Here is a 13534-nt window from a genome sequence, read left to right on the forward strand (position 1 = left end):
ATGAAAGAATGTAACCCGGTATTACTGAAAGAATTGCGTCAAAGATTTCGCTCCTACCGATCACCATTGATCATTGCACTGTATTTAATGGTACTAGGCGGATTCTTGCTGGGAATTATGTATTTGGAGTGGAGAGATGCAGCTTACTATTTTCAACCCGGTAGTAGCAAAGGGACCTTCACCATACTTAGTGTGGCACAACTGGGGCTTTTAGCCTTTGTGGTACCTGGTTTGACTGCAGGTGTTATCAGTGGGGAAAGGGAGCGCCAGACCTTAAATGTGCTATTAACAACCGAGTTAAGTCCACTTAGTATTATCGTAAGTAAATTAATATCGGCTTGTTCCTTTACAGCCTTGCTGCTCATAGCCACATTGCCTCTCTACAGCTTGGTGTTTATGTTTGGTGGTTTAGCTCCGGTTCAGGTTTTAGGGGTGTTGGGGTTCTTTTTAGTGACCATGCTTATGTTTGCTGCCATTGGTGTTACCTGCTCCACTTATTTTAAAAGAACAGGTGTAAGCACCCTAACGACCTATGGCGTTGTATTTTTTCTAATTGCTGGCACTGGTTTTTTAGCCGGTTTTATCTATGAACTTTACGATCATAACGCCCGTATAGCTATGTTGAATATTCAAGAAACTCCTTTGATTGTGCAACTGTTGCAGGACACCAACCCATTTCTAGTGATGCTAAGAATTTTGGGTGAGCAGGCAACTATTGGACCGGGGCGGGATATGTGGCTGCCCTATTGGGGTACCTTTACACTGACCTACCTGGTCTTAAGTGTAACCCTTATACTTTGGAGTGGCTACAAGCTAAACCCTGTTAAAAGCAATCGAAAATTATTTCGTTAACAGGGATTCTTTGGGCGCCGTTGAAAAGCCTGATACATGGTGCCTAGTTAGATAGAATATAAAAACGAGGTCGTTCTTAGGAACGACCTCAATGATGTTACCGAAGTAAAATTAAAAATTCAATGCCTTACCATTTAAATAATTACATTTCTTGCCCTGCCAGGTGTCCTTTTCCTCCAAGGCCTTTTCAATGGACTGCTTAATCTTCCACCAACTGGTGCTCCAATTTGAAAACAGCTGATTATCCTGAGGTCCCTTACCCACTAAGCGTTGCACCACTGTATCCGGGTTCAAGTATTCCAAAAAGGTTACAACCCGGGTGATATACTCCTCCAGGGATATGATGCTGAATTCGTCCCTCTCATACATATCTGCCAATACAGTTCCTTTTACAACATAAAGAGAATGCAATTTTACATAATGGATATCCATGGCAGAAAGAATTTTAGCATTCTCAATTACGTCTAGCAGGTTATCCCAGGGTAAATTTAAAATAATATGGACACAAATTTCAAAGTTTCTCTGCTTGATTCGTTGCACAGCATCAATAAACTCTGCCAGGGTATGACCCCGGTTTACTTTTGTCAGGGTATGGTAATTAACCGTTTGTAGTCCCAATTCAATATTAATATCCAATCCTCGCTGGTTCTGTATATCCTTTAAAAAGTCCAGATAGACATCGTTGATACAGTCTGGACGGGTGGAAATGGATATGCCTATCACATCCTCTTCGTTAAGGGCAGCCCGGATGTTTTCCTTGAATTGTTCTAGGGGCATATAGGTGTTGGTAAAGGCCTGGAAATAGACAATAAACTTTTTAGCATTAAATCGTTTGACAAAAAACTCACGGTTTTTTTGGATCTGTTGTTTAACACTTAGGGTGTTGGGCAAGCACTCAAAGCCAGCCCCCTCTTCATCACAGAAGATACAGCCACCACGTCCCACAGTGCCATCTCGGTTTGGGCAGGAGCCGGGTAGGTTAACAGGCAATTTATATACTTTTTGGCCAAATTTTTTTACCAGGTGTTCTGAATATTGACGATAGCGATTTGTTTTTTCAAACATCATAGATACCTCAGCATACTATATATTAATTTTATACCTAACAGTTAGTATATCATAGTTGTTTTATGATCAACAACGTCTCATAAAAAGGGCAAATGAAGAAGGAGTCGGATGAAAGAAAGTGTATATTTCAGAAAAAGGGGGTGGAGGGTTTTTATGGAACTTAAGAATACCATTTTAAATTCAAGTCGTCTGCGTCGACGCTGCCAAACGGACGAATTAGGGTTTTGTAGTACTTCTGCTGATGTGCCGCCCTTAAAGGATTTTATTGGTCAGGAGCGGGCTGTACGGGCCATGCAATTTGGTCTAAGTATGCAGGCCTATGGGTACAATATTTTTGTGGCCGGGCCAGCTGGAACCGGGAAAACTACCTATACGCAAACCGTGGTTCATCAGGCAGCTATCAGAGGGGAGATTCCCGGTGATTATTGTCTTCTATACAATTTTCAAAACCCGGATGTTCCTTTGGCTGTTATCCTGCCCCCAGGCAGGGGAATTAAATTTCAACGGGATATGACCCATCTGACAGGGCAGATGAAGGTTGCCATTAATAGGCTTTTTGAAGGTAAAGATTACATTCAGAGAAAAAATACTATTATTCAGGAAAAGCAGCAGGAGCTAGATAATGATGTCAATCGTTTAAGAGAAAATGCTGCGTCACTGGGTTTTGTAATGAAAGTTAATGAACAGGGGATTGCTTTTTTACCCGTAAAAGATGGAAAAACCCTATCAAAGGAACAGTATAATGAGTTAACCAGTGAAGAAGTTTTCTCTTTTGAAGAGCGATTGAAGGTGCTCCAGGATCGAACGGAGGAAATTGCCTTTAAAAGTAAAGAATTGGAGAAAGAAGCAGACCGGGTGGTAAGGGAATTGGATCAACAGTTAATATTGGAAACCACGGTCCCGTTGGTGATGAAGCTACAGGAGAAATACCAGGAATATACTAAGATTGTTTGCTACCTCCATGATCTGGTGAAACATTTAACTGAAAATATTGGCAGTTTAGCGAATCGGGAAAACCAGGAAAAAGAAAAAGTACAGAATGATTTATTTACACTTTATTGTGTACATTTACTGGTTAATCATACAGATACCACAGGTGCCCCTGTGGTTGTTGAAACAAATCCCAACTACTACAATTTGTTTGGTAAAATTGAATATCGAAGTCAAATGGGTACTGTGAACACTGACTTTACCATGATTAAACCCGGAGCCATTCATAGGGCAAACGGAGGGTATCTTATTGTCCAGGCAAAGGATTTATTGACTGATCCCAACTCCTGGGAAACTTTAAAAAAAGCCCTAAAAAACCGGCAGGTGATTATTGAAAACATTGGCGAGCAGTATCGCTCAGTACCAACCATTAGCCTGAGGCCGGAACCCATTCCTCTGAATGTGAAGGTTATTCTTATTGGATCCCAGAGGATCTATCAATTGCTACAGCATGCGGATGAAGACTTTGAAAAACTTTTTAAGGTAATGGTGGATTTCGAGGTAGTGATGCCACGTACACCGGATAACCTAAGAAATTACGTAGCCTTTGTGGGGTCGGTGTGCCGTAAAGAAGGACTACTTCATTTTGACAAATCAGGCTTAAGTGAAATCATTGAGTACGGTTCTCGATTGGCGGCTAACCAAAATAAGTTATCAACCCAATTCAACGAAGTTGTAGAAATAATTCTTGAGGCATCGGCCTGGGCCCAAACAAATGGAGCCCCGTTAGTGGGGGCAGAGCATGTACGTCAGGCCATTAATGAAAAACTTTATCGGTGCCGCCGGGTAGAAGAACGCCTGCAAGAATTAATTCTGCGGGATAAAATTCTAGTGGATACCGATGGAGCAGTGGTGGGGCAGGTCAATGGCCTGGCAGTTCTGGATGTGGGAAACTATGTCTTTGGTAAACCCTCTCGTATTACAGCCAAAACCTATATGGGACAGGAAGGGCTAATTAATATTGAAAGGGAAACACAAATGAGTGGCAGCATCCACTCCAAGGGGGTTCTCACTTTAACCGGTTATCTGGGCGGTATGTTTGCCCAAAATAAGCCCCTTTGCTTGTCGGCCAGCATCACCTTTGAGCAGTTGTATGAAGGGGTAGAAGGGGACAGCGCTTCCAGTGCGGAACTTTATGCGTTACTTTCCAGCCTATCTGGTATTCCCATCAGACAGTATCTGGCAGTCACTGGATCAGTAAACCAAAATGGGGAAATCCAACCCATTGGGGGGGTTACTGAAAAAATAGAAGGATTCTTTGGTGTTTGTCAAGCCAGAGGATTAACGGGAGAACAGGGAGTGATTATACCCGTTCAGAATATAGATAATCTGATGTTAAACCATGAGGTATTGGAGGCAGTGGAGAAGGGTATCTTTCATATTTATGCTATTTCCCAGGTTGAGGAGGGTATTGAGCTTCTTACTGGAATGCCTGCAGGAGAGCTTCAGGCCGACGGTAGTTACCCGAAAGGAACAATATTTCAACTAGTCGATGATAAACTAAAACAATATGCTCAGGGAATTAGTGAGTTTGCTAAATAAGCAGATATGTATAAGATTTTATGTAATTGCGGCCAGGCAAGGTTGCCAATTTTAATGGGTGTAACTAAGCCCGGCAGCAGTATGTAATGCCCCCTGGCATGAAGATAAGTTTGTTCAATTAGTAGTTGGTACGATACTAACAGTAATATAGGAACAAGATTTTCTTAAGAGGTGAGTCTCTCTAGTTTTCTAAAACTGAAGAGGCTCACCGCTACTCGACAATAGAATTGCCCGAAAAAGTTACGATCTTTCACCAGCCGCATTTAAACAAAGCTACATACACTCCCCACTCCCCTACAGTCCTGCCGGTATTTCCATACTTAAATCTATTTCAAATTGATCGTCCAGTTGCCGTTCATTACGAACTCCGGCCAGGAGATTTCCAGATTGGATGTATTCACATTCTTGTTAAACTTAAGGGTTATGACAGCCATATCTCCTTTGAATTCCGAAGATATCTTCTTGATGTCTTTGCTGTCTGCCTGGAAGGATATGATCTGGACATTTTTATCAGTTCCCGTATTGAGCTGGAATGCTAGCTTGGCAGATGTCGGAGAAAGCCGTTGGACGCTCTTTAGTACTGCCTTCTGAGCGAACAGATCCACATTCTGATTGAGGATTTTTTCGCCATCTTTGGGTATGTCGATTTTAATATTATCAACTGATTTTTGATAATTGGCCAGCAGAGCAGGAACGTTAACCGTAAGCTGGCTATCTTTAGCCCGCATCGGTTTCAAAGGTTGTTACTGGCCAGGCATTGGCATCAGCCGATACTTTAAGTTGGTACCTGGTACCGTTTTTGTCAGTCGTTCCGGTTTGGAGCTGGTTCCACTGCCTATCACGCTGTCCTCACCACGATTTTCGAAGGTAGTATTGACCGTTTTGTAGAGTGGCTGTCCAAATGCTGCAAGCTTCACGTTCTTGTTTTATTTTTCTTGTTGTGCTTTTCTAGTTTTTGGTAGGCCTTTCTTTTTATACATTACATATCACAATCAACTCCGTTCATAAGATTGTCAATCTCCTTTTCTATCAGATCATCATCAAGGTTGTTTAATAACTTGATTAATTTATCTTCATTCACAACTTAATCCCTTACTCAATGAAATAAGTTTTTCTCCTTTATAACTTTTCTGCCCCTTAGGAGTCTATTATCTATGGCAGATCTCGATAAATTAAAAGCATTTGCCAAATCACTTATTTTGTCACCAAAGAAGTATCTTCTAATGAATATTTTTTTGTCTGTTTCGTTAAAGGAGCTTATAATTTCCAGAACCTTTTCTTGGTCTTGTTTTAAAATAATTTATTTCTCTAGACTAAAGTTCTCTTTTATTTCTAATCCTTCGATAGTAACAACATTTGTAGAACTTTTTTGCGTTTATATATAAGTGCTTTGCATTTTGTTAAAATTAAAAGCCATGTTCTAAAATTCCCTTTTTCTTGATCAAAATCATTAATTTTAACCCATGCATCTAAAAATACATCAGACACACATTCTTCAATATCTTCTCTATTAAGTGACTGGCACAAAATATTATAAGCCAAGCAGTAAATTGTTTTTGTGTACTTATTTATCATATATTCATATGCAAGTACGTCTTTATTTTTTATTCCTTCCACAAGTGCACTTTGTGAGTAGCCCAAGTTTTATTCAACTCCTCTCATATATTACTACGTCCTTAATAAATTTTTCTCTTAATGAATTTTAAGTTTTTGATTAGACAACTGGCTTCTGCCATACCAGCAGGATATGAGAAACTTTCTTATAAGCAAAAAACCGACCTACAAAAAGGTCGGTTTAGTAAACTTTTTCAATTTTATTTTAACATGTAAAAAACTTGCTCCACATCCTTATCCCCACGTCCGGAGATGTTAACGATGATAATTTGATCTTGTTGCAGGGTAGGAGCGATTTTAATGGCATGGGCCACAGCATGGGCACTTTCAAGTGCCGGTATAATACCCTCTGTTTTAGATAATTCTTTAAAGGCATCTAATGCTTCGGTGTCATTAATGGCTACATACTCGGCCCTGCCCGTAGCCTTTAAATAACTGTGTTCCGGCCCAACACCAGGGTAATCTAATCCAGCGGATATTGAATGCGTTGTTAATGGTTCCCCATTTTCATCCTGCATTAAGTAGCATTTAAAGCCATGTAAAATTCCTGGTTTTCCTGCACATAAGGGTGCGGCATGTTGACCTGTTGCCAGACCTTTACCGCCTGGTTCTACGCCAATAATATTAACTTCTTTATCCTCCACAAAGGGATAAAACAAACCAATGGCATTACTACCGCCGCCAACACAGGCCATTATATAGTCCGGTAAGCGTCCTTCAATTTTTCGAAGTTGGTCCTTCGCTTCTATGCCAATTATCGACTGAAAATGTCGAACAATTAGAGGGTAAGGATGGGGACCTACGGCAGAACCTAACATATAATAAGTATTTTCGTGGTTCTCTACCAGATCTTGTAAAGCCACATCAACAGCATCTTTAAGGGTTTTTGTGCCTGTAGTTACTGTTACTACTTTAGCACCTAGCAATTCCATACGAAAAACATTTAGTGCCTGACGCTTGGTATCTTCTTCACCCATATAAATAACACATTCCATATTAAACATAGCACAGGCCGTAGCCGTGGCTACTCCGTGCTGACCAGCCCCGGTTTCGGCGATAACTCTTTTAATGCCCATTCTTTTGGCCAGTAAAACCTGACCAAGTACATTGTTGATCTTGTGTGAGCCAGTATGGTTAAGATCTTCTCTTTTAAGGTAAATTTTGGCTCCGCCCAGTTTTTTGGTCAGTCTTTCTGCAAAATAAAGCGGGTTAGGTCGCCCAACATATTGTTGCAGATAATAAGTAAGTTCGGAAATAAAATCAGGGTCATCCTTATAGCGCATAAAAGCTACTTCAAGATCACCCAATACTTTTCTAAGTGAATCCGGGACAAAGGCCCCCCCAAATTCTCCGTAGAAGCCTGTTAAATTACTCATCTCTTCTCCTCCTCTAATTTAAAAACTAAGCTCAGCTAAACAAAAATCAAACTAGTGTTATTTTAACATGTATAATAATTCTATACAATCATTTTTTTATGGTCCCTAGGAATTTTTTACTTAAAGAACTTTTAGTACTAAAATAATCCAAAGGGGCTTCTTCAAAACAAATATTATAAGATGTGTTAATCAAGAGTATTGTTTTAACCAGTAAAAATGAATAATATAGTACAATAACAAACTGGAGGTATTCATGTTTTCAAAAATTTCTTCATCTGTGTTAGAGGCCATCGGCCATACACCATTAATTGAATTATCACGCATCGCCGGAGAAGTACCAGGAAAACTATATGCTAAGGCAGAGTTTATGAACCCCACCGGTAGTATGAAGGACCGAATTGCCCTGAAGATGATCGAAGATGCTGAAAAAGAGGGGAAACTTCGGCCAGGTAGCGTTGTCATAGAAGAAACCAGTGGTAATACCGGGATTGGTCTAGCTATGGTCTGTGCTATAAAGGGATATAAGTTTATTGCCGTTATGTCGGAGGGAAATAGCCCTGAACGACGGCAGATCTTGCAAGCGATGGGAGCAAGGGTTGAATTAGTTCCTCAGGTTGAGGGAGGTAAACCCGGTAGGGTAACCGGAGAGGATTTGGCTTTGGTAGAAAAAAGAGCAGAGGCATTAACGGAAGAAATGGGAGCACTATGGGTCAATCAATTTCACAATCCTAGCAACTGTGTGGCCCATTATGAAACCACAGCCCAGGAAATATGGCAACAAATGGATGGTAAAATTGATTATTTTTTAGATGTTGTTGGAACTTCCGGTACATTTACCGGCATTGCCAGCGCCCTAAAGGATAAGGACTCCAAAATTCAATGTTGGGCTGTGGAACCAGCCACAGCACCGGTGCTGGCAGGCAAACCGGTAACGAATCCACAGCATGTCTTGCAGGGTTCCAGTTATGCTAAAGTACCAGATCTTTGGAATTCCCAGGTCTGTGATGGCTATCTTTCGGTAACCGATGGGGAGGCAGTTCGGGCTGCCCGACGATTGGCCACCGAAGAAGGACTCTTTTGTGGTTATACTGCTGGGGGTAATGTTGCTGCTGCCCTGCGACTGGCGGGTTGGTGCGACCCAGGGGCAAGAATTGTTACGATTCTTTGTGATAGTGGAATGAAATACCTCTCTACGGATCTGTTCAAAGTTTAGTATAACCAATATTTGCCTACAAATTATTAAATGTTATAATGATACTATAAAAACGTATATGGGGGTAATGATTATGGAAGGCATTAGGTTGTCCATTGAGTACTGTACTTCTTGAGGTTATTTACCAAAAGCAGCCGGTCTGGCTGAAATATTGCTGCGGATGTACCGGAACAAAATTTCTTCCTTTGAATTGATTCCCTCCAGTGGAGGTGTATTCGAAGTAAAAAAAGATGGGGAATTAATTTTCTCCAAAAAGGTAGAAGGTCGCTTCCCAGAAAAAATTGAGATTACATCAAAGTTAGGAATATAAAAATATCCCGGCAAAGAGTTGCCGGGATATTTTTATATTCCATTCACAAAGAAAAGCTTAAATTAAGCCAAGTCTTTATAACTATTTTTGACGAAGATAAATTCCTCTTCCACGAATATCTTTTGGGTATACTTTGGCAAACTATAGATAGTCTGATTAACTGCAATTACGTCACAGGTTAGGGGGAAGATTATGTATTTTTTTCGAACTATTACTGTAAACCCTACAATTCCAGATAGGATTTCCCAATTAGGGGAATTGTCTTATAATCTTTGGTTTAGCTGGAATCCTGATGCTCTGATGCTCTTCCAGAAAATTAATAAGGAAAAGTGGCAAGACCTAAATCACAATCCGGTTAAATTTTTACTGGAAGTTGATCAAGGTGATCTAGCAAGAGCAGTTGAGGATCCAGAGTATCTGGCCTTGTATGACAAGGTTATGGCAGATTTTGATAGCTACATGAAGAGTGATACTTGGTATAAAAATAAATACCCTAACTTGGCAGATAAATCGGTGGCTTATTTTTCTGCAGAATTTGGTTTTCACGAATCCTTGCCCATCTACTCCGGGGGGCTTGGCGTTTTAGCAGGGGATCACTGTAAAGCAGCCAGTGATATAGGATTACCCTTAGTGGGTGTGGGGTTGTTGTATAAGCAGGGGTATTTTACGCAAAAAATTAACCGTGAAGGTTGGCAAGAAGCCCATTACCATTATCAAAACTACAACCAGATGCCGGTAAAGCCTGCTTTAGATCAAGAAGGCCGGGAAATTATTATTCCCGTTGAGTTACCGGGTAGAATTGTCTATGTAAGGCTTTGGCAGATTCAGGTAGGACGAATAAAAATATACTTGATGGATGCCGATATTACCATGAATAATGATGATGACAGGCAATTAACAGCCCAGCTTTATGGAGGGGATAAGGATACGCGAATTTCCCAGGAGATGTTGCTGGGAATTGGTGGAGTAAAGGCTCTTAGGCAACTTGGTATCAATCCCGCTGCTTGGCATATTAACGAAGGACATGCGGCTTTCTTATGTATAGAAAGACTGCGTGAATTGGTGGAGGTCGGCATACCCCTTGCTACTGCCAAAGAGGCAGTTAGGGCAAGTACAATCTTTACCACGCACACCCCTGTGCCGGCGGGGCATGATGTTTTCGACCATGAAAAGGTGAATCACTATCTAAGTAGGTATTATGAGTTGCTGGGTGTTGATCGTAATGGGTTTATGGCTCTGGGCTGGGACCCTAAACGTAATAATTTTAATATGACGATATTGGCTATGAATTTTGCCTCTTACTGCAATGGTGTTAGTAAACTTCACGGTGAAATAACCAGAAAAATGTTTCATTATGTTTATGACAACATTCCGGTGGAAGAAGTACCGGTCTTTTCAGTAACAAATGGTATCCATACTTTAACTTGGCTTTCAGATGAATTAAGAAATCTATTTAATGCTTATCTTGAACCAACATGGCGCAATAACATTAGTGATCAAAATATATGGCAAGCTATTGATAAAATTCCAGATAAAGAACTGTGGGATTTGCATGTGGGGTTAAAGAAAAAGGCCATTCAATTCATTCGGGCTTCTTTACGAAATCAAAAATATCGTAACCAAGAAGCTTCAGAGAGTATTGGTGAGGTAGAGGAATATTTAAATCCGGATGCCTTTACCATTGGTTTTGCCAGACGGTTTGCTACCTATAAAAGAGCAACATTGTTGTTTAGAGATCAAGAAAAGCTAGCAAAATTATTTACTGATCCAGAACATCCGGTACAAATAATTTTTGCAGGAAAGGCACATCCCGCAGATCGTCCTGGGCAAGAACTCATAAGAGACATTTATGAAATGTCACAAAGGGATCCTTTTAAAGGGAAAATTATTTTTATTGAAAACTACGATATGAATGTGGCAAGGCACATGGTTCAAGGAGTAGATATGTGGTTAAATACTCCCCGCTGGCCCATGGAAGCAAGTGGGACCAGTGGCATGAAAGCAGCAGCAAATGGGGTTATCAACTGCAGTGTTCTGGACGGCTGGTGGCCGGAAGCATACAAAGAAGAAAATGGATATGCTATTGGAAAACAAACCGGATACCGTACAGAGGAAGATCAAGATAACGATGATGCCTATCATTTGTATTCATTGTTAGAGGATAACATTATACCCACCTACTACAGTCAGGAGGCAGGCTATCCTAAACAGTGGGTGCAATTCATGAAAAATTCTATCAAGACCATATTGCCGGAATTTAGTACTGAACGGATGGTAAAAGAATATACAGAACGTTTCTATACCAAGGCTACTCAGAGAGGGGAAAAATTTTCTCAAAATCATTTTCAGGTAGCCCTGGAGGTTCAGGATTTTAAACGGTACATAAAAGAAAATTGGCACCACGTGTCAATTGAGTCAGTCGATGCTGATGGAATATCAGAACGGGATCTGAAAGTAGGAGACAGGCTTGAATTGGCAGTGGATGTCTACCTGGGCCCAATAAAACCAAGTGATGTTGTGGTAGAAATTGTTCATGGCTGTGAGAGCGACCACTCTCTGGTAAATGTAAAAACAACTTCATTGGAGGTCCAGGAACAAGAAAGTGAAGGAATTTATCACTACCGGGGCGGGTTTAACCTTGAACAAGGAAGTTGTGGGTTTACTGTGAGAATTAGACCACATCACTACCTATTTGCATCAAATTTTGAACTTCCATTGGCCAGCTGGGCAAAGAATTTTTAAAACAATTTAAATACTAAGCTTTATCTGTTTGCCCTTATGCAAATCAGAAAGTTGTATACTTTTTGGATTTGCTAATAAAAGGCCCGTCATGGTACGACGGGCCTTTGACTGTGCATGCTTTGATTAATCCTTGATCCTTTCTAAGTTTGGATTGTCACATACCTTCCTTCCCACTTTGGCCATGGGGTACCATTGGCCATCAATAAAAATCTGAACAATGTCAGCTGTAAAATCACTGCTGGTACCATGATTGCAGCAATTCTCTAACAGGGAAGAACCCACACCATAGATATCTATAGGTACTTGTAGCTTTTCAAATTTCTTAATTTTATCAGCATTAAAACCACCGGTTGCCACAATTTTTATATCTTGACACCACTGCCTAGCCAGGTCATTGGCGGAGGCTGGTATATTCCAAAGGAGATAGGCGCCATCAATGGCTTTTCTTAAATTCCATATTAGTCTAGGGTTAACACCAAGATCAAGCAATTCATCACCTAAGGGTTCCACAGATACATCTCTCATATTCCCTGAGGTATCTGATCTTACAGCAAAGAGTTTATACTTTTTGGCTTCTTCCAGGTCCCCTTCGGAATAATACTGCCAGTACTTTTCAAACATTTTGGTCATGACCTTTAATGTTTCGCCAACGCAATCGTTATGAAAATCTACCAAGGCGATCCTGGGCACTTCCACAGGAATAATTCTGGAGAATTGTATCATTGTTTCGGCCGTATCACCTAGAAAACAAGCAATGGAGGAGTGGGCAATGGTCCCCCCACCTTTGCCGCCCCACCAATCCCCTTGGTCATCGGTGGATACAAAGGTAGCCGAATTTTTATTATGTTTATGATTGTAGGCTTGTACAGCCAGTGAATAGGCATAACCATGCAGGGCCTGTAGTTTATAATGCGCGAAGCGGGCAGGGAAAAATAAGACATCTTTACCCCTGGTGGCTTCCAGAACATTGTATACATTGGTGGCAACCCGAGTAGCTTCAGTGAGGGCCCCTAGGATTGGTGTTTCCAGTTTAGCGAAATCTCTGTAACGTCCACGAATTTTTATAACAGGTTGTACATTTAAGGGGTCGCCATCGTAAGAAGCAAAGGAACCGTCTTGAACAGCCTCAACTTCTAATTCTTTGTAAGTGTTAATAAAGTGGTTATTGTTATCAAAATAACCAGTGCACTCTTCTAAGATGGCAAGTGATTCGTCAACTCCAGCTATTAGACTAAAGGGCCTTCTTCGGGTGAAAATCTGCATTTCAACCTTAATATCACCAGTCTTCAATAATTTTGTATCTATTTCTTTAAGATCACTGATTCCTTGGAAAGTATAACTATCCCGTGACAAAACTTGCAATATGTTAAAAATATTAATAAAATAGGCATCTGAATACCAGCCCTGTCGCATTCTAGCGACATCAATAGCAAATAAGTTTTTGTCTAATCTTTTTCCATTAAATATACTCATATAATTCACCAACTTGGAATTTTTTAAAGTAAATTTATTGTAACATAAGTGGTTAAGAAAACCTCTACTTTAAAATAAAACTCTTCCTAATATTCATTTGCCTAATCAATAAGTTTTATAAAAATCCCCCTATAGAAATTTATTTAACTAATGTAACCGGACAATGGGCTAGGTGTAGAACGCTGTGACTTACACTTCTTAATATTATACCTTGAAAGTTTGTCAGTCCCCTGGATCCTAAAACAATATGATGAAAATTGTTTAGTCTGGCGAATTCGGTAATTTTGATACCAGGATCTCCGTTAATGAGTTGTCTCTTAGACCAGATAAAAACCGGCCTAGGCCGGTTTTTAT

At 40.4% G+C, this 13534-nt stretch carries 12 protein-coding genes; 5 read left to right on the plus strand and 7 right to left on the minus strand.

Annotated elements, in window-relative coordinates:
• A complete protein-coding gene (locus DRED_RS07350) occupies nt 1-852 on the plus strand; it encodes an ABC transporter permease (protein ID WP_011877711.1) in 852 nt (283 codons plus the stop codon).
• A gap of 111 nt (nt 853-963) precedes the next feature.
• On the opposite strand, the gene mnmL is transcribed toward DRED_RS07350, so the two are convergent.
• Nucleotides 964-1917, minus strand: a complete 954-nt coding sequence (mnmL, locus tag DRED_RS07355) for a tRNA modification radical SAM protein MnmL/YtqA (protein WP_041274528.1) — start codon at nt 1915-1917, stop codon at nt 964-966.
• Between the two features lie 156 nt (nt 1918-2073).
• On the opposite strand from mnmL, the gene DRED_RS07360 reads away from it, so the two are divergent.
• Complete coding sequence (locus tag DRED_RS07360) at nt 2074-4452, plus strand: Lon protease family protein (RefSeq protein WP_041274529.1); 2379 nt, start codon at nt 2074-2076, stop codon at nt 4450-4452.
• A 326-nt stretch (nt 4453-4778) separates the two neighbouring features.
• Here the strand turns inward: DRED_RS07360 and DRED_RS07365 are convergent, their stop codons facing one another.
• The 4 genes from DRED_RS07365 to trpB form a co-directional block, all read right to left on the minus strand.
• Complete coding sequence (locus tag DRED_RS07365) at nt 4779-5180, minus strand: hypothetical protein (RefSeq protein ID WP_041274530.1); 402 nt, start codon at nt 5178-5180, stop codon at nt 4779-4781.
• 368 nt (nt 5181-5548) lie between these two features.
• Entirely contained in the window at nt 5549-5752 is a 204-nt protein-coding gene (locus DRED_RS19655; protein WP_337998931.1) for a sigma factor-like helix-turn-helix DNA-binding protein, read from the minus strand.
• Between the two features lie 32 nt (nt 5753-5784).
• The gene (locus tag DRED_RS19275) at nt 5785-6093 is read right to left on the minus strand and encodes a sigma factor (protein ID WP_238442591.1); all 309 of its coding nucleotides are present in this window, start codon (nt 6091-6093) and stop codon (nt 5785-5787) included.
• A 173-nt stretch (nt 6094-6266) separates the two neighbouring features.
• Nucleotides 6267-7442 carry a tryptophan synthase subunit beta gene (trpB, locus tag DRED_RS07375; RefSeq protein WP_011877714.1) on the minus strand — a complete coding sequence of 392 codons (1176 nt, stop codon included), beginning with the start codon at nt 7440-7442 and terminating at the stop codon, nt 6267-6269.
• A gap of 253 nt (nt 7443-7695) precedes the next feature.
• On the opposite strand from trpB, the gene DRED_RS07380 reads away from it, so the two are divergent.
• From DRED_RS07380 to glgP, 3 genes are all read left to right on the plus strand, one after another.
• Complete coding sequence (locus tag DRED_RS07380; RefSeq protein ID WP_011877715.1) at nt 7696-8655, plus strand: PLP-dependent cysteine synthase family protein; 960 nt, start codon at nt 7696-7698, stop codon at nt 8653-8655.
• A gap of 73 nt (nt 8656-8728) precedes the next feature.
• Complete coding sequence (locus tag DRED_RS07385) at nt 8729-8965, plus strand: SelT/SelW/SelH family (seleno)protein (protein WP_083755148.1); 237 nt, start codon at nt 8729-8731, stop codon at nt 8963-8965.
• 192 nt (nt 8966-9157) lie between these two features.
• On the plus strand, nt 9158-11707 hold the full coding sequence (gene glgP / locus DRED_RS07390) for an alpha-glucan family phosphorylase (protein ID WP_011877716.1): 2550 nt from the start codon (nt 9158-9160) through the stop codon (nt 11705-11707).
• 123 nt (nt 11708-11830) lie between these two features.
• Here the strand turns inward: glgP and DRED_RS07395 are convergent, their stop codons facing one another.
• Nucleotides 11831-13180, minus strand: coding sequence for a nicotinate phosphoribosyltransferase (locus DRED_RS07395; protein ID WP_011877717.1), 1350 nt, complete (start codon nt 13178-13180; stop codon nt 11831-11833).
• Nucleotides 13181-13319: 139 nt separating this feature from the next.
• Nucleotides 13320-13508: a universal stress protein gene (locus DRED_RS19755; protein WP_083755210.1), complete on the minus strand. Its 189-nt coding sequence runs from the start codon at nt 13506-13508 to the stop codon at nt 13320-13322.
• Nucleotides 13509-13534 lie beyond the last annotated feature (26 nt).

Origin of the sequence: Desulforamulus reducens MI-1, assembly GCF_000016165.1 — a bacterium.
Taxonomy (GTDB): domain Bacteria; phylum Bacillota; class Desulfotomaculia; order Desulfotomaculales; family Desulfotomaculaceae; genus Desulfotomaculum; species Desulfotomaculum reducens.

Excerpts from the sequence above, each read along its gene's own strand:
- DRED_RS07350 (WP_011877711.1), top strand. The coding sequence starts at position 1 with ATGAAAGAATGTAACCCGGTATTACTGAAAGAATTGCGTCAAAGATTT.
- mnmL (WP_041274528.1), bottom strand. The coding sequence starts at position 1,917 with ATGTTTGAAAAAACAAATCGCTATCGTCAATATTCAGAACACCTGGTA.
- DRED_RS07360 (WP_041274529.1), top strand. The coding sequence starts at position 2,074 with ATGGAACTTAAGAATACCATTTTAAATTCAAGTCGTCTGCGTCGACGC.
- DRED_RS07365 (WP_041274530.1), bottom strand. The coding sequence starts at position 5,180 with ATGCGGGCTAAAGATAGCCAGCTTACGGTTAACGTTCCTGCTCTGCTG.
- trpB (WP_011877714.1), bottom strand. The coding sequence starts at position 7,442 with ATGAGTAATTTAACAGGCTTCTACGGAGAATTTGGGGGGGCCTTTGTC.
- DRED_RS07380 (WP_011877715.1), top strand. The coding sequence starts at position 7,696 with ATGTTTTCAAAAATTTCTTCATCTGTGTTAGAGGCCATCGGCCATACA.
- glgP (WP_011877716.1), top strand. The coding sequence starts at position 9,158 with ATGTATTTTTTTCGAACTATTACTGTAAACCCTACAATTCCAGATAGG.
- DRED_RS07395 (WP_011877717.1), bottom strand. The coding sequence starts at position 13,180 with ATGAGTATATTTAATGGAAAAAGATTAGACAAAAACTTATTTGCTATT.